Raw genomic sequence first — 15,188 nt, 5'->3', positions numbered from 1 at the left:
CCCCTTAAGGGGTAGCCCGAGAAAGCAATGCAATCGGCAAATCTTTTCGGGCCCCTTAAGGGGCTTTGTCCGCATAAAGCCCTTATAGGGCTTACTCAAGCCTCCGGCTTAGCCGGAGGTTTTGACTCCTCGCGGAGCATCCCGACACAGTGCTGGTCATCATTGACACGCTGCAAATGATCCGCGGCGCCGGTTATGACAACACCTACGCCAATGACTACCGTGACCTCTCCGCACTGAAGCGTATTGCGGACGCCCACGGCATTGCCATTCTGCTGATCCACCATCTGCGGAAGGAGCTTGCCGACGATGTGTTCAGCCGCATCTCTGGCACAACAGCCATCAGCGGCGCGGTGGATTCCAGCTTCACGTTGGTGGAGGACAAGCGCGGCAGCGGCAAGGCAACACTCTCCTGCATCGGGCGTGACATTGAATATCGTGAGCTGACGCTGGAGCGCAACGCGGAAAATGTGTGGGAGCTGGTGTCGGACAGCCGGACGCAGCCGGAGCTGCTGGGCGGCCGGATCGTCATTCTTCTCTCTGAGTTGATGCGTGACCGTGCGGAATTTATCGGCACTCCCACGGAACTGTCCGCGCAGATCGACCCTGCAGGCAGCGAGGGCATCACGCCGAAAAAGGTATCCCGTCTGATCCTGCAAAGCGTTGCCGCACTAAGCAAAATCGGTATTTCCGCCGTGGTACGCCGCAGCAACGGAAAGCGGCTCATCGAACTACGCCGTGCCGAAAGTGACGATGCACAGGGTACCCAAGCTGTTGACCCTATCGACCCTGGCGATGTCTCGGGTGGTGAAAACGCCCCGTGTTTCGGCGTGTGAGCCGCTGTGTGCGCTCGCAGAGCCGACGGGGAGAGAGTACACGGCAAGGAGCTATTAAGCCACCGTTGCCCCCTGCGCGCCCAGCGTTTCGACAGCATGAAGCATACGCCGAGGGTAGTGATACCCCCACACAGGAATGTCAGAATAGCGCTGTGTGAAGGGAGAAAAATTCCTTGAAAGCCAGCAGAAGAAACATCTTGTTTTTCTGCTGTAAATGGCAAATTTTTCCGCGAAGGATGCTGTTCCCAATAAGCGCAGAGGTTTCCTTTTACGGGAGCTTTTATCACCTCCGTTGGAGGTGGCCAGCATCGCATTTGTCTGGTCTGCGGTGAAGCCGCTGCCCTGCCAAACGCACTGGGCGGGGCATGGTCCCACACCCCATTTTCGGGCAGAAGCCCGGACCCACTTGAAGCCACCCCAGCTCTCCGAGGGGACGAGAGAAATCATTTCAGAAAGGTCACTGATTATGAAAAAAGATATTAAATTCAGCACGCGCATGGCGTCCGCTGACCGTGAGAAGATCAGGGCGCTGGCGGCGAAGGCCCACATGTCCATGAGCGACTATGTCACCGCCTGCTGTCTCGGCAAACGAATCGTGGTCATCGACAAGCAAAAGGAACTGCTCCGCCAGCTCAGGGGCATCGGCAGCAACATCAACCGCCTCACCGTCCTCGCCAACATGGGCAAGGTGCAGGTCATCGGTCTGGAAAAAGCTGCCGGTGAGCTGTCCGAGGTCAGCGCCGCGTTGCGATCAGTCATGGAAGGGCGGTGAGCTGTATGGCTATCGTACATTTTGTGAACTACAAGCGGGGCACACAGTCCCGCGCCGTCATGCGCGGCGTGATGCTCTATGTCATGCAGGAAAAGAAAACCACATGGGAGGGCGAGCCGCTCGTCAGCGGCATCAACTGCCAGCCGCAGAACGTCTATGACGATTTCCTGAACACCAAGCTCCTCTACCACAAAGACAGCGGCGTGATGTTCTACCACATGGTACAAAGCTTTCCGAAAGGCGCGGCGGTCGATCCCCGGCAGGCTCACGAAGCTGCGCGGCGGCTGGCGGAATACTTCGGCGGCTGCGAGGTGCTGGTCTGCACCCATGTAGACCGGGAGCACGTCCACTCCCACTGCGTCATCAACTCCGTCAATTTTGAGACTGGCAAAAAGCTGCACATGGCGAAGGAACAACTGCAAGAGTTGATGCGGCGCAATGACATGATCTGTCAGGAGATGGGCCTGCCGGTCTTTGAGCCGACCGCGCAGCAGGCCCGCGGCATGGGCGGCGCGGAATATCACACGGCTCTGAAGGGCCAAAGCTGGAAGCTGCGGCTCATGAACACCATCGATGCGTGCATGAAATACGCCGCCGACAAGGACGCCTTCGTTTCTCTGATGGAATCCGAGGGCTATGCGGTGTGCTGGGAGAGCAGCCGCAAATACATCACCTACACCACACCGGACGGCATGAAATGCCGTGACAACAAATTACACGAAGAAAAGTATTGCAAGGAGGCCATGGAACATGAATTCAGAATACGGGCAAAGCTCGTCCAAAGAAAATTCCATCAAGCAGAGGAAACCGATGGAGGAATTGAAGCGGATGAATCAGCCGAACAGTGCGCCGCAGCAAACAGCGCAGACGATCCAGCCCATTGTGATCCGGTGCGATCTGCCGCAGGCGATGAACAAGCTGACGGAGCAGGCAGACGGAATAAACTGGGAGCTGGAGGAAATCCGGAAGACCCTGCCGGAGCTGAGAACGCGCGTCGACCTGATGCCGGTGCAGCAGTCTCTGGCGGAGATGCAGAGATCGCTGACGGAGATGAACAAACTGCTGGAACGGGTTGGGAAGCTGAGCGAGCGGTATTCTTCCAAGTGGATCGACTGGCTCCCGGACTTCAGCCTGCTGGTGGCCCTCAAGTGGATCATGCTGGTGCTGATCCTTGGCACGGCGGCACTGGCGGGTTGGTATGGCGCGGCGGCGATCCGCGGCCTGTTCCTCTGATCCCCGCCGTGGTCGGGCTGACCGCTGTGGGGACATTGATGGACGAGGATGAGGACGCCGAGGAAAAGCGGCGGCGCATGGAGGCGAAAATCGCCGCCGAAAACCTCGGCGCGGCGATTGGCTTCGCCGCGGGCGCAGCTCTGGCGATGAAAGAAAAATTGGACGAACACGCCGCGCAAGAGAAACAGAAAAAGCAACAGCATGAGCAAACGATGGGAGGACTCTAAAAATGGCAAGCATTAAGCAATTGGACGAGCGGCGATATAAGATCACCGTCAGCAACGGCTACCGGCCCAACGGCAAAAAGATCAGCAAGGCAAAGACCATCCAAGTCCCGCCCAGCGTTCCCAAGCGCGGCATCGGGCAGTATGTCGCCCACGCCGCTGAGGAGCTGGAGCGCAGCTTCAAGACCAGCTACGCCGAGGACGGTGAGATGACCTTTGAGGAATTCGCCTCCCTCTGGCTGAAACGGCAAACGAAATACGCCCCCAGCACCATCGCCGCATACCGGCGGATGCTGAAGGTGGTGTATCCCATAATCGGCGGCATCCGCCTCAATAAGCTCCGGCCGATGGCGCTGGAAAATATGCTCTCCGAGCTGCGCAAGCGCAAGCACCGCGGAAAGCTCATCAACGAATCCACCGCGCAGCGGTACCTCTCTGTGGTCTCCGCCGTGCTCAGCGACGCCAAGCGCAACGAGATCATCGAGAAAAATCCCGCGCGAATGTTAGACCTACCCACACCGCAGCGCACGGTGCAGCGCATCCCCGCGCGAAGCGAGGCGGAGAAGCTGCTGGACGCGCTGGCAATGGAACCGCGGCACTACCGCCTGTTCTACCTGCTCTCCATGTACACCGGCTGCCGCCGGGGCGAGCTGTGCGCCCTGCAATGGTCAGACTTCACCGCTACGCAAAACGGTCTGCTGCTCACCGTCAGCCGCTCCCGCAGCAGCGTTCCCGGCAAGGGCATCGTGGAAGGCAGCACCAAAAACGGCAAGAGCCGTGAAGTCTATCTCTCCTCCGACCTGCGGGGCATCCTCCTCACCTACAAGCGCCGCAAGCAGATGGAAGCGGACAAGCAGCGCCGCAAGCTCAGTCCCTACCTCTTCACCGACGAGCATGGGCAGCTCATCCACCCGGACACCTTCACCAAGCGGCTGCGGAAGATCTATGAGTCCATTGGCTTTCCGCGGGAGTACCACCTCCACACCCTGCGGCACTACTTCGTGACCTCGCTGCTGCACTGCGGTGTAGACAAGCAGACGGTGGCAGACCTCGTGGGGCATTCGGACACTGGCTTCTTAGAGCGCACCTACTGCCACCCTCAGCAGGCGCAGAAGGAGCAGGCGGCAGACTCCATGCTCACCATGCTCCGTCCGGACGGCGGACAGATTTTCAATCTCGCCGCCTGTTCTCCGAAGCGGCACAGCGCATGATTGTTGCTTTCGTAGAAATTCATTTTTCCTCAAAATTAAGGATAGCTTTACCGATGCGCTTGCGGTATGTTGTGCTTGCAAAATAAGCCTCAACTGTACCGAGGTCAAATGAAAGAGAGGTCATTTTTATGGCAAGCATCCGCAAGCGTGGCAGCAGCTATCTCATCGTGGTCTCCATGGGCTATGACTACAACGGCAAGCGCATCAAGCCCCAGCAGAAAACCGTCCACCCGCCGGAGGAGCTGACGCCCAGGCAGGTCGAAAAGTGGCTCAACGAACAGGCTGTCCTCTTTGAACGTGACTGCCGCCACACGCCGCAGCCCGTCCAGCAGCTCACGCTGGCAAAATACATCGACCTGTGGCTGACGGACATCGCCCCCGGCAAGCTGGCAAAGTCCACCATCCGCCGCGACCGGCAGGACATCGAGCGTATTCTCCCGGCGCTGGGTCACTACAAGCTCACCGAACTGCGGCCGGAGCACTTCCGGAATTTCTACGCAGAGCTGCAAAAAGTCATCAGCATTGAAACGAAAAAGCCACTCTCCGAGTACACCACTGAGGGCGTGCACGCGACGCTGTGCAGCATCCTCTCTGATGCCGTGGAGGGTGGCTTTCTTTCGCATAACCCGGCTTGGCGCACCTACCGCTACGCCGGTCGCAAGTGTGAAAAGAAGATCGCGGACGAGGAAACGGCGCAGAAGATCATCGCCGCGCTGGAGGGGGAGAGCATCAAGTACGAAACCTACTTCAAGCTCATCATCGCCACGGGAATGCGGCGGGGTGAGTGCTGCGGTCTGAAGTGGTGCGACATTGATTGGGAGCAGCGTTCCATCCACATCTGCCGCAACGCCGTCAAGGTGACGGACGAGGAGATCTTCGTCAAGGAACCCAAGACCCGCGCGGGCAACCGCTATGTGTACTTCTCCGCTGAGATGGAAAGTCTTCTGTGGGAGTATCGGCAGGAATGTGCATACGTCACCGAAACCTATGACCAACGGCAGCTGACCACCGATGACTTCCTGTTCCGCCGTCAAGGAGCGCAACTCCCCATGACGCCCACCACCTTCACCTACCGCTTCAAGCTGATCCTCAAGAAGAACGGCTTACCGCAGGAGCTGAACGTCCATTCCCTCCGGCACACCGCCGCCAGTCTGATGATCGCGGGCGGCACGGATGTCGCCACGGTGGCGGGCATCCTCGGCCACAGCCAGCCCTCCACCACGCTGGACATCTACACCCACGCCTTCGACAAGAACAAAAAGGCCGCCAGCGCGGAACTGCAAGGGATGCTGGAGATATGATATAGCGTAATAGCTTAGTTGGATCGCAAAATGTGCAGTAGTGGTCAAATCGGGTTTCAATTCTCCTAACTTTCCGCATATAAAAACCGTCTCAAACGTATTGTTTGAGACGGTTTTTGGTACGCCCGACTGGATTCGAACCAGCGGCCTTTAGAGTCGGAGTCTAACGCTCTATCCAACTGAGCTACGGGCGCATAAGCTATTCGGTTTTCTGAAGCCAAATTAGTATACCAAACTTTTCTTCGTATGTAAAGTCCTTTTTCAAACTTTTTAAAAAATGACCGTTTTTCAGGTGCAAGTTCCAGAAATATACCGTAAAGACGCTTGCGGAATTTGCCGAAATACGCTACACTGGCCACAGAAAAGCAATATAAGGAGGCGTCCCTGTGCTGAAATACATCTTTTTTGATTTGGATGATACGATTCTAAACTTTACCGCTGGAGAGGCCAATGCGCTTTCGCAGGCACTTTCCGAAGCCGGTATCATACCCACACAGGCTGTACTGGACCGTTATCATGTCATCAATCAAGCCTGCTGGGAGTTACTGGAGGAGGGCCGCCTCACCCGTGATGAGGTTCTGGTGCAGCGCTTTGAGCAGCTGTTCCGGGAAATGAACATCCATTATTCGGGGCGCGACCTGTGCCAGCGGTACGAGTACCTTCTCTCCAAGCAGCACGCCTTTATGCCCGACGCAGAGCAGCTTTTGCGTGAGCTGTCCTCAAAATATCGTCTGTATCTGGCCTCCAACGGCGCGGCAGCGGTGCAAAATCCCCGTCTGGATGACGCCGGCATCCGCAAATATTTTCAAGGCATTTTCATTTCCGAGGAAATTGGGGCCGATAAGCCTTCCAAGGCGTTCTTTGACGCCTGTTTTGCCGCTATCCCTAATTTTCGCATTGAAGAAGCGGCCATGGTCGGTGACAGCCTGACCTCGGATATTCGCGGCGGGCACAATGCAGGTCTTCGGACAGTCTGGTTTAACTGCCACGGCAAGGAACCACGGGCAGACATTCGTCCCGATTATGTGATTCAAAATCTTTCGGATCTGATTCCGCTTCTGGAGAAAAAACTGTAAAGCTATATTACTTTATAGATTTTATTCAGTCGGGATGGATACATCAAATATCTCAATTCCCTGCCGCAGCGCATATCCTACTGTATAGCGCGTCCCTCCAGCACTCCCATCAAACGCGGCGATCAGCAGCATAGAGTGGTCCACCATATAACGGTCCCGCCGCTGCATACAACTGGGCGAATAGCTCCCGGAAACCATTGTTTCCATGTCGCAGGCCGCCACCAGACGATGATAACGCTGCCGTTCCGTTTCCGGCCACGAGTCAGCCTGTGTTGGACACGGAATCGCGGCCTCCACCGTAATCTCCGGGTGCTGCTCCCGCAGTGCCAGCACAGCCTCGCAAAAATAGAGGTCGCAGCCCTGCGCCATGCCACAGATAAAATGGCGGTAGCCCTCCTGCCACGCCAGGGTCACCGCATCGAAAATACGGGCCTTCAGCGTGATGCAGCGCGGGTCCTCCTCCCGATAGCCCCACGGCAGCTTTGCCGGCCGGTGCCCCGTAAAGCAACAGGATTTCTGTCTGGCGGGCATTGCTTCACCTCCCCAAAGGTTTGGTTTTTATTATAGAACATCCGTTCTTTTTTGTAAAGTCCAAAATTGGGGGTTGCATTTTTCCTCAAAGCGTTATATACTACGTACAGAAAACAACTGAATCTTTGTCTTCAGGGCGGGGTGCAATTCCCCACTGGCGGTACAGTCCGCGACCGGATGCATTCGCATTCGCTGACTCGGTGTAACTCCGGGACCAACAGTTAAAGTCTGGATGGAAGAAGATAGGTACGGGAAAATCGTGCGCTGTTTGTGCGTGCTCCTTTTCTGTTTGTTCACCTTGGAGAAGTCAAAGTATCCGGGGTGTTTTCAAGTAGAAAAAGGAGTGTTTTTTTATGTCTGAACCCAATGTCAACGCAATCCCCACCTCCCGTGCGGCTGGGCGGAGCCGCACCCATAAGGTCACTGTGACCGCCATGCTGTCCGCTGTGGCCTTTTTGCTGATGTTCATCGAATTTCCCATCCCGGCCCTGATTCCGTCCTTTGTCAAGCTGGACATTTCCGACCTGCCGGAGCTGTTGGCCGCCTTTTCTCTCGGCCCGGTGTACGGCATCGCGGTAACGTTCCTGAAAAACCTGCTGTTTGCCCTGCTCCACGGAACGTCCTCCGCCTATGTCGGCGAGCTGTTCAATTTCATTATGGGCAGCGTCTTTTCCTTCTCCGCCGGGTTCCTCTATCAGCGCAACAAGTCCCGCAAGGGCGCTCTGCTTGGCTCCGTGCTGGGCGCGGCGCTGATGGCGGTGTTGTCCGTTCCCTTCAACTATTTTCTGGTCTACCCCGCCTATGTGGTGTGCTACGGTCTGCCGCTGGACGCCATCATCGGTATGTATCAGGCCATTCTCCCCTCCTCGGACAGCCTGATTAAGTGCCTGACCATTTTCAATATGCCCTTCACCTTCTGCAAGGGAATGCTGGATGTGGCGCTGTGCTTCCTTGTTTACAAGCCGCTCTCTCCCCTGCTGCATAAGTAAAAAGCAGAGGCGCTGTCCAATCGGACAGCGCCTCTGCTTTTTTGTGTTTTTTTCAGTTCTCCCAAGTCACGTTGGTGATGGTGCCATCGGAAAACTCGATATACTCGCTCTTTAAGATGTAATCCGTTTTGCCGATGCGGACCTCCTGATCGCCCACCTTGGTGGTCATGACCTCAGCAGTGGGCGTTGTGGTGGTCACGGTGAAGATCAGCGTCACATGGTCCGGGTCCGTGACCCAATTTCCGTTGGCGTCCAACACCTGATAATCCTGCTTTTCCACCACTTCGATCTGGCCGCCTACCAATGTGCCGGAGGCCATCAGGGGCGAAGGCAGATGCTCTAAACAATTTTCATACAGCTCGGGGGCCACGCCCTCCACCTTTACCTGATAGGTGACCTTTGTCTGGGGGCGTTCATAGTCGATACTGTCGCCATTTCGTCCGATGAACTTCCATGCCGCCAACACAAGTACCGCCGCAATGAGCAGAATTGCCAGCAGATCAATGATATTCAGCTTTCCGATACGCTTTGCTTTTTGTTCCATAGCTTCCTCCGTAACGGGTCAACCCCGTTTTTTTCATCTGTAGACATTCGATGCAGTCTATTGTATAATACTTTTCAGCATTTCACAAGGACTTTTTTGAAAGTGTGGTCATTTATGAAAGTCATCCATCTCATCAGCGGCGGTGATTCCGGCGGCGCCAAAACCCACGTATTGAGCCTGCTGCAAAATTTAAATCAGGTCATCACCGCCCAACTGGTCTGCTTCCGGGACGGTCCCTTTGCCGAGGAGGCGCGGCGCATGGGGATTCCCACCATGATCTGCGGCGGCAATAATATTCCCCGCCAGTGCCGCGCTCTGACGAAAATCATCCATGACGGCGGCTATCAGCTTATCCACTGTCACGGCAGCCGCGCCAACATGGTGGGCGCGCTGCTGCGAAAGCCCACGGGACTGCCGGTGGTGTCCACTGTCCACAGCGACTATAAGCTGGATTACATGGGGCGTCCCTTTGCCCGGCTGACCTTCGGCGCCATCAACGCATGGGCCCTGCGGCATTTGGACTACCGCATCGGCGTATCGGACGCCATGGTTGACCTACTTATTGACCGGGGCTTCCCGCCCGATAAATTCTACGCCATTTATAACGGCATCGACTTTACGCCCCCACCGCCGCAGGGGGACCGTCTCGACTACCTCCGCTCACTGGGGGCCGATGTAGACGCAGACAGCGTAGTCATTGGCATTGCAGCGCGGCTAAACCCGGTCAAGGATATGTCCACGCTGATTCGCGGCTTCGCAAAGGCCCATGAAAGCTGTAAGCGTCTCCGGCTGGTCATTGCCGGTGACGGTGAGGAGCGGCAGAAGCTGGGGGATCTGGCAAAGGAACTGGGCGTGGAAAAGGAGGTCACCTTCGCCGGCTGGATCAGCGGCGGTATGGACCGCTTCTACGCCGCGCTGGACATCAACGCCCTGACCTCACTTTCCGAGACCTTCCCCTACGCCCTGACCGAAGGCGCCCGCTTCCACCTCGCCACCGTTGCCACCGCCGTGGGCGGCATCCCCTATCTCATCGACCAGAATGTGAACGGATATCTCTTTACAGCCGGTGATTGGGAAGCGCTGGGCTCCTATCTGGCGGCACTTGGCAGCAATGACAGTCTGCGGCATGAAATGGGTAAGCGGCTCTATGAAAAAGCCTCCTCCAAATTCTCCATTCAAAGCACAGTGGATACCCAGCTTCACATTTACCGGGAAATTCTTCGCCGCCATAACCGCCCTGCCAAGGAGCGGGACGGTGTAGTGATCTGCGGTGCCTATGGCCGGGGCAATGCCGGTGATGACGCCATTTTGGAGGCCATTTTGCAGGAAATGCGCTCCATTGACCCGGATATGCCTATCACGGTGCTGAGCAAGGACCCCAAGGCCACCCGCCTGACCTACCGAGTCCGCACGGTGGGCCGCATGGATATTCTCGCGTGGAAGGCCGCCATGCGCCGTGCCCGCCTTTATATCAACGGCGGCGGCAGTCTCATTCAGGATGTGACCTCCCGGCGCTCCCTCTGGTTCTATCTCCACAACATCCGGGCGGCGCACAAATCTGGCTGCAAGGTGCAGATGTATGGCTGCGGCATCGGCCCTGTACTGCGGGAGGAGCACCGCCGGCTGGCCTCCAACGTGCTGAACGCCTGCGTGGATGTCATTACTCTCCGGGAGCCGGATTCTTTGAAGGAGCTTCAGTCCATGGGCGTGACGAAGCCGGAGATCCTGCTGACCGCCGACCCGGCTTTGACGCTTCCCGCCGCCGGAGCGGACGAAATTGACAGCGTCCTGCTCCGCGCCGGTATCCCGCCCCACGGAAAGTACCTCTGCTTTGCTCTGCGGAACTGGAAGGGCTTCGCGGACAAGGCCCCCCTGTTCGGTCAGGCGGCAAAATACGCCTACGAGACCTATGGTCTGACGCCGGTTTTTACCGCCGTGGAGAAGCATCTGGACCCCGGCGCGGGTCGGTTGGCTGCGGCCGGGCTGGATATCCCCCACTACTTTTTGGATGACGCCGGAAACGCCAGCACCATCATCGGCGCGCTCAGCCGAATGCGGGTCGTGGTGTCCATGCGGCTCCATGCCTTGATATTTGCGGCTGGACAAGGAGTTCCCCTTGCCGGTGTTGTGTACGATCCCAAGGTCTCCGCATTCCTTCGCTATATCGGACAGGAGAATTTCCGGGCGCTGGATACCCTGACCCTTGGGGACCTGACCGCCATGATCGACTCCATGGCCGCAGCGCCTGTCTCTGCCGAGGCACAGGCCGCCGCTGTGGAAAATCTTCGGCAGACGGAGCAGGTCAATGTGGACACCGCCCGCCGCCTGCTTCAATCTTAAAAAAATCGGAACAGATGGGTTCTCACTCCGTCTGTTCCGATTTTTCCTCATTCTGGCATAGACTGCGCTGCACGGCGATCATGGTCAGAGAGCCGCTGAGCTGCACCAGCACCGCTGTCAGCCACGCCAGCGCGTCATCGTCCAGATTTTGCGAAATGGCTACCGCCAGTGTATTGATGGCCGTGGTAATGGCCAGTGGGTCCGAAGCTCCGCATTTCATAGCATCACCGCTCTATTCTATGCGTTCGGAACGCGGTTCAGCCCTACAGCCGCTCCGTCTGCCCCTTGGGCGCGGAGGGCTCCATGGGAAACACGGTCAGCTTCTCTCCCCCGTCCCATAGAGCCAGCAGTACGTCCCGCTCCTCCCGGTAGCCCTGCCGAAGCAGCGCCCGGTGCACCCAGCTCTCCTCTTTCCCCGCCTGCCGGATATTGCCGGTCAGCAGCCGCCCATCCATGATAAAGGGCGTCTGCACCACTGTTTTTTTCGGTGTCTGCCCCAAATCCGATGGTGTAGCGGGCCGGTCCGTTTCCTTCGGCAGAAAGCTGACAACACCGTTATGCTCCAAAATTGCCGTTTGAAGCTGGTTTAGATCAAACCACCCGGCAATTCTGCAAAACGTGAGGAACTCGTTGATGTCCAGCTTCGCCTTTTTCAGATTGTCCCGGTAGAGCACACCATCCTCCAGCAGCACCAGCGGCTTGCCGGTCAGAACGCGGCGGGCTGTCAGCGAATGACTTGTCCACAAAGAGATTCCTACCGCCGCAAGGCCATAGAGCACCAGTGCTGTCAGGCTGTTCAGCGGCGCGTCCAGATTCGTTGCCAGTTCCGCCGCCACAGAGCCGATGGTAATTCCCTCCACATAGTCAAACATCGTCATCTGGGATACCTGCTTGGCTCCCATGAGCTTTGTCAGCAAAAACAGCACCACCAGTGACAGCAGCGTTGTCAGGCTTACAAGGCCAATGCTTTTCAGCACATCCATAAAAATACCTCCCACGGCACCTGTTTTCTACAGTATGCCGCGGGAGGACATTTTTTATTTTGCCTGCGCTTCCTCCGTCGGTAACTCACCGGCATGGTGCGCGTTGGTGTGGACGTTGATAAACTGCGCCTTCAGCTTGGAATACAAAATCGTCTGGCTGGAGTAGAGGCCCTGATAGCCGGAGAGCATATAGCTCAAGCAGCAGGCCAGTGCAAAATACAAAAGGCCCTCCGCGCCGAACAGCTCCACCGCCAGCAGCGTGGACGCCAGCGGGCAGTTCGTTACGCCGCAGAACACCGCCGCAAGGCCCACAGCCGCACCAAACCCGGCGGGCAGTCCCAGCAGCGGCGCCACAGCACAGCCAAAGGTAGCTCCCACAAAAAAGGAGGGTACCACCTCGCCGCCCTTAAAGCCCGCCGCCAAAGTAATGGCCGTGAACAGCAGCTTTAATAAAAACGCCCACGGGACCGTCACAATCCCCTGCTCCACCGCCGCCGTTACAATGTCCATGCCCGCGCCGTTATAGTCCGTGCCGAACAGCAGCGTCAGTACGATTACAGCCACGCCGCCGCAGGCCACCCGCAGCCACGGGCTTTTGATTTTTTTCATCAGGTGCCCGGCCCCGTGCATGACCACGCAGAATAGAATCGCTACCACGGCGCACAGCACGCCCAGCACCGCCACACGGATAAACACCCCTGTGCTCTGGGCCGGAATCGCCACGGAAAAACGGGTCGGCTCCACGCCGAGATGCAGTGACACGCCATAGGCCACCAGCGCCGCCAGCAGACTGGGATACAGGGCCACATGGTAAATAACGCCGATACTGATGACCATGATGGCAAATACCGTGGCCGCCAGCGGCGTCCCGAACAGCGCGGAAAAAAAGGCTGCCATGCCCGCCAGCGTTGCTACCCGCAGGTCCTTATCATCCAGATGGAACACCCGGCCCATACATTGGCCCACCGTACCGCCCATCTGAAGGGCAGCGCCCTCCCGTCCGGCGCTGCCGCCGCACAGGTGCGTTAAAATCGTTCCCAAAAAGATAGCGGGCAGCAGGAAAATGGGCAGCCTTTTTCCCTGATGCACAGCGTCAATGATGTCATCTGTCCCGAGACCGTCCGTTTTTGTCAGCTTATAAAAGCCCACAATGACCAGTCCCACCGCAGGCAGGCAATACAGCACCCACGGGTGCGCCCCCCGGAACGCGGTCACCTCATGGACGCCGAAGTGGAACAGTGTTCCAATCACGCCGCAGACTACGCCGATAGCCGCCGCGTCCACCGTCCACTTCAAAAGCGTCCAGCAGTATAGTCCCCAGCGCCGCAGAGCGGTCCGGGTCATTCCTTTGTTCATGGTTCTCTCTCCTCAACATATTCTGACATCCCGGCGGGGCTGTCATGCCTCCGTATCGTTGGCCCTTGCCGCCCCGGAAGCCACCGTTGTCATTATAGTTAAGGATTTGCTAAATTTCAAGCAAAAGTGACAGGATCGCTAAAATGTTCTCCCCTGCTGCTGACCGCCGATTGACGCCGCCAGCAGTCCCAGCGCCGCAGGCAACAGCCACAGGCTCCCGCCTGTCTGCCACATGAGCCATACCGCAAGGCAGCAAACGGCGGCGGCCGCCGCGCAGCCAATACACCGGCTGCCCCAGAAGGCCGCCTGCGGTCCTGCCAGCCAACTCAGCAGCAGATACAGCACCGTCCCCCCGTCCAAAGGTAAAACAGGCAGCAGATTGAAAAGGCACAGCACCGCGTTGGCACCTGCCAATCCGTCGCAGTCCAAAGCCCCGAACAAAACCGCCGCCAGCAGATTGGCTCCTGGTCCCGCCAGCAGACACAGCAGCTCCTGCCCATAGCTCAGATTCCCCCGTGTTTCCATTATCGCGCCCAGCACACTAATTCGCAGCCAGCAGATTCCCGCGCCGCTGAGCCGCAGTGCCAGAATATGCCCCAGCTCATGCAGCAGCGCCGCCGACAGCACCAGCAGCGCCGCCTCACCGCCGCAGCTCACGGCAAACCAGCCCACTATCAGAAAAAAGCCGCCGGAGACCGACAGCTCAGGCGGTTTCCACATAATAGACCGGATTGAGGTAGACACCGTCCTTCTGAAGCTCAAAATGCAGGTGCGGGCCGGTAGCCATGCCGGTCTGCCCCACCTCCCCCAGCTTTTCCCCTGCCTTTACAGCGGCGCCGGAGCTGACGCTGATGCGGCTGCAATGGGCATACAGCGTAGTACAGCCGTTGTCATGGGTCACGGTACAGTATTTGCCGTAGCTGCTGCTCTCACCCACGGCAGTCACGGTCCCGTCCGCAAAGCAGCCAATGGCGGTGCCGCTGTCTGCCGCCAAGTCCACACCGTAATGGAAGCGTTCCTCACCCTCTGTGGGGTGCTGCCGGTAGCCAAAGCAGGAGGACAGCGCTCCCTTCACCGGCGTCTGATGGTCAAAGCCCAGAATCGCCTGCCGCATACTGACGTTTTCCGGCAGCTCCTCATCGGAATACAGCACCAGATTCTCTGTATCTACCTCCCCGGCCCCGCTTTCTCCAGCAGGCAGCATATCCGCCAGACGGTGCGCCTTCAGCTCCGTCAGCGCCAGCGGCGTATCCGTGCTGTCCGCCGATGTTTTGTCCGCCTCTCCCACTTCGGGCTGGAAAACCGCGCGGTACACCTCCTCCGCAGCCGACGCCGCACCGCCCTCCCGGGTAAACAGCTCCCCTACCGCCGCGAACACAGCCTTGACGTCCATATTCCGATTCAGCGCCGCTGAAAGCGTTCGGTCAAGCTCTGTCATCCTCCCCGGCAGCAGCAGCTTGACCGCCACCAGCAGTACAAAAAGGCTCCCGCAGACCACCAGCCTCAATAGACCTGCCTGCCCCTTGGCCCCTCCTGCATCCTTTCTGTTTGTCCGATATCCCGCCGCCTGTTTTCTTTTTCCCGGCGCAGGGCTCACCCGGCGTCCTGTCCGTCCTGTCAACATAGGCAAGCCTCCTCCCAAAATTGAGCTGTTCCGGTTCCATATCTATGTCCCTCCGCCCCGGAAAATACCATAGGGTATTTTACTCGCTTGCCTTTCTGCGCCCTTTTGTCCGTATACTTTGGCAGGAGCGCCGCCCTTATCCCGTTTTTCGTTTTTTTCGCCATTTTC

The 15,188-nt window shown here is 57.7% G+C and carries 14 protein-coding genes, 1 tRNA gene, 1 pseudogene and 1 riboswitch; of the genes and pseudogenes, 8 read left to right on the top strand and 8 right to left on the bottom strand.

Annotated elements, in window-relative coordinates:
* Positions 1-140 precede the first annotated feature (140 nt).
* From PY311_RS09000 to PY311_RS08980, 5 genes and pseudogenes are all read left to right on the top strand, one after another.
* Positions 141-836, top strand: a pseudogene (locus PY311_RS09000) (AAA family ATPase); the annotation flags it as partial.
* Positions 837-1,302: 466 nt separating this feature from the next.
* Positions 1,303-1,608 (top strand): MobC family plasmid mobilization relaxosome protein, encoded by a 306-nt coding sequence (locus tag PY311_RS08995; protein WP_286148349.1) that lies wholly within the window; start codon positions 1,303-1,305, stop codon positions 1,606-1,608.
* 5 nt (positions 1,609-1,613) lie between these two features.
* Complete coding sequence (locus PY311_RS08990) at positions 1,614-3,068, top strand: relaxase/mobilization nuclease domain-containing protein (protein ID WP_286148348.1); 1,455 nt, start codon at positions 1,614-1,616, stop codon at positions 3,066-3,068.
* Positions 3,069-3,070: 2 nt separating this feature from the next.
* Positions 3,071-4,276 (top strand): tyrosine-type recombinase/integrase, encoded by a 1,206-nt coding sequence (locus PY311_RS08985; protein ID WP_286148346.1) that lies wholly within the window; start codon positions 3,071-3,073, stop codon positions 4,274-4,276.
* A 128-nt stretch (positions 4,277-4,404) separates the two neighbouring features.
* On the top strand, positions 4,405-5,577 hold the full coding sequence (locus PY311_RS08980; RefSeq protein ID WP_286148345.1) for a tyrosine-type recombinase/integrase: 1,173 nt from the start codon (positions 4,405-4,407) through the stop codon (positions 5,575-5,577).
* 117 nt (positions 5,578-5,694) lie between these two features.
* Here PY311_RS08980 and PY311_RS08975 read toward each other — a convergent pair.
* A tRNA-Arg gene (locus PY311_RS08975) sits at positions 5,695-5,771 on the bottom strand.
* A gap of 192 nt (positions 5,772-5,963) precedes the next feature.
* Here PY311_RS08975 and PY311_RS08970 point away from each other — a divergent pair.
* Complete coding sequence (locus tag PY311_RS08970) at positions 5,964-6,653, top strand: YjjG family noncanonical pyrimidine nucleotidase (RefSeq protein ID WP_286148344.1); 690 nt, start codon at positions 5,964-5,966, stop codon at positions 6,651-6,653.
* Between the two features lie 21 nt (positions 6,654-6,674).
* On the opposite strand, the gene PY311_RS08965 is transcribed toward PY311_RS08970, so the two are convergent.
* Positions 6,675-7,184, bottom strand: a complete 510-nt coding sequence (locus tag PY311_RS08965; RefSeq protein WP_286148343.1) for an SLOG family protein — start codon at positions 7,182-7,184, stop codon at positions 6,675-6,677.
* A gap of 123 nt (positions 7,185-7,307) precedes the next feature.
* Positions 7,308-7,432: riboswitch (FMN riboswitch) on the top strand.
* Positions 7,433-7,537: 105 nt separating this feature from the next.
* Here PY311_RS08965 and PY311_RS08960 point away from each other — a divergent pair.
* On the top strand, positions 7,538-8,173 hold the full coding sequence (locus PY311_RS08960) for an ECF transporter S component (RefSeq protein ID WP_286148342.1): 636 nt from the start codon (positions 7,538-7,540) through the stop codon (positions 8,171-8,173).
* A gap of 52 nt (positions 8,174-8,225) precedes the next feature.
* On the opposite strand, the gene PY311_RS08955 is transcribed toward PY311_RS08960, so the two are convergent.
* Positions 8,226-8,717: a DUF4330 family protein gene (locus PY311_RS08955; RefSeq protein WP_286148341.1), complete on the bottom strand. Its 492-nt coding sequence runs from the start codon at positions 8,715-8,717 to the stop codon at positions 8,226-8,228.
* Between the two features lie 114 nt (positions 8,718-8,831).
* On the opposite strand from PY311_RS08955, the gene csaB reads away from it, so the two are divergent.
* The gene (csaB, locus tag PY311_RS08950; protein WP_286148340.1) at positions 8,832-11,057 is read left to right on the top strand and encodes a polysaccharide pyruvyl transferase CsaB; all 2,226 of its coding nucleotides are present in this window, start codon (positions 8,832-8,834) and stop codon (positions 11,055-11,057) included.
* Between the two features lie 22 nt (positions 11,058-11,079).
* On the opposite strand, the gene PY311_RS08945 is transcribed toward csaB, so the two are convergent.
* The 5 genes from PY311_RS08945 to PY311_RS08925 form a co-directional block, all read right to left on the bottom strand.
* The gene (locus PY311_RS08945; protein ID WP_286148338.1) at positions 11,080-11,277 is read right to left on the bottom strand and encodes a hypothetical protein; all 198 of its coding nucleotides are present in this window, start codon (positions 11,275-11,277) and stop codon (positions 11,080-11,082) included.
* Between the two features lie 43 nt (positions 11,278-11,320).
* Positions 11,321-12,040, bottom strand: coding sequence for a DUF421 domain-containing protein (locus PY311_RS08940; RefSeq protein WP_286148337.1), 720 nt, complete (start codon positions 12,038-12,040; stop codon positions 11,321-11,323).
* Positions 12,041-12,094: 54 nt separating this feature from the next.
* Positions 12,095-13,396 (bottom strand): chloride channel protein, encoded by a 1,302-nt coding sequence (locus tag PY311_RS08935; RefSeq protein ID WP_286148336.1) that lies wholly within the window; start codon positions 13,394-13,396, stop codon positions 12,095-12,097.
* 138 nt (positions 13,397-13,534) lie between these two features.
* Entirely contained in the window at positions 13,535-14,116 is a 582-nt protein-coding gene (locus tag PY311_RS08930) for a zinc metalloprotease (protein WP_286148335.1), read from the bottom strand.
* The gene (locus PY311_RS08925) at positions 14,100-15,020 is read right to left on the bottom strand and encodes a M23 family metallopeptidase (protein WP_286148334.1); all 921 of its coding nucleotides are present in this window, start codon (positions 15,018-15,020) and stop codon (positions 14,100-14,102) included. The genes PY311_RS08930 and PY311_RS08925 overlap by 17 nt, the downstream gene beginning before the upstream one ends.
* Positions 15,021-15,188: the final 168 nt, after the last annotated feature.

Origin of the sequence: Neopoerus faecalis (assembly GCF_029218125.1) — a bacterium.
Classification (GTDB): domain Bacteria; phylum Bacillota; class Clostridia; order Oscillospirales; family Oscillospiraceae; genus Oscillibacter; species Oscillibacter faecalis_A.
This window is presented reverse-complemented; position numbering and strand designations above follow the sequence as displayed.

Excerpts from the sequence above, each read along its gene's own strand:
- PY311_RS08995 (WP_286148349.1), top strand. The coding sequence starts at position 1,303 with ATGAAAAAAGATATTAAATTCAGCACGCGCATGGCGTCCGCTGACCGT.
- PY311_RS08990 (WP_286148348.1), top strand. The coding sequence starts at position 1,614 with ATGGCTATCGTACATTTTGTGAACTACAAGCGGGGCACACAGTCCCGC.
- PY311_RS08985 (WP_286148346.1), top strand. The coding sequence starts at position 3,071 with ATGGCAAGCATTAAGCAATTGGACGAGCGGCGATATAAGATCACCGTC.
- PY311_RS08980 (WP_286148345.1), top strand. The coding sequence starts at position 4,405 with ATGGCAAGCATCCGCAAGCGTGGCAGCAGCTATCTCATCGTGGTCTCC.
- PY311_RS08965 (WP_286148343.1), bottom strand. The coding sequence starts at position 7,184 with ATGCCCGCCAGACAGAAATCCTGTTGCTTTACGGGGCACCGGCCGGCA.
- PY311_RS08960 (WP_286148342.1), top strand. The coding sequence starts at position 7,538 with ATGTCTGAACCCAATGTCAACGCAATCCCCACCTCCCGTGCGGCTGGG.
- PY311_RS08955 (WP_286148341.1), bottom strand. The coding sequence starts at position 8,717 with ATGGAACAAAAAGCAAAGCGTATCGGAAAGCTGAATATCATTGATCTG.
- csaB (WP_286148340.1), top strand. The coding sequence starts at position 8,832 with ATGAAAGTCATCCATCTCATCAGCGGCGGTGATTCCGGCGGCGCCAAA.
- PY311_RS08945 (WP_286148338.1), bottom strand. The coding sequence starts at position 11,277 with ATGAAATGCGGAGCTTCGGACCCACTGGCCATTACCACGGCCATCAAT.
- PY311_RS08940 (WP_286148337.1), bottom strand. The coding sequence starts at position 12,040 with ATGGATGTGCTGAAAAGCATTGGCCTTGTAAGCCTGACAACGCTGCTG.
- PY311_RS08935 (WP_286148336.1), bottom strand. The coding sequence starts at position 13,396 with ATGAACAAAGGAATGACCCGGACCGCTCTGCGGCGCTGGGGACTATAC.
- PY311_RS08930 (WP_286148335.1), bottom strand. The coding sequence starts at position 14,116 with ATGTGGAAACCGCCTGAGCTGTCGGTCTCCGGCGGCTTTTTTCTGATA.
- PY311_RS08925 (WP_286148334.1), bottom strand. The coding sequence starts at position 15,020 with ATGTTGACAGGACGGACAGGACGCCGGGTGAGCCCTGCGCCGGGAAAA.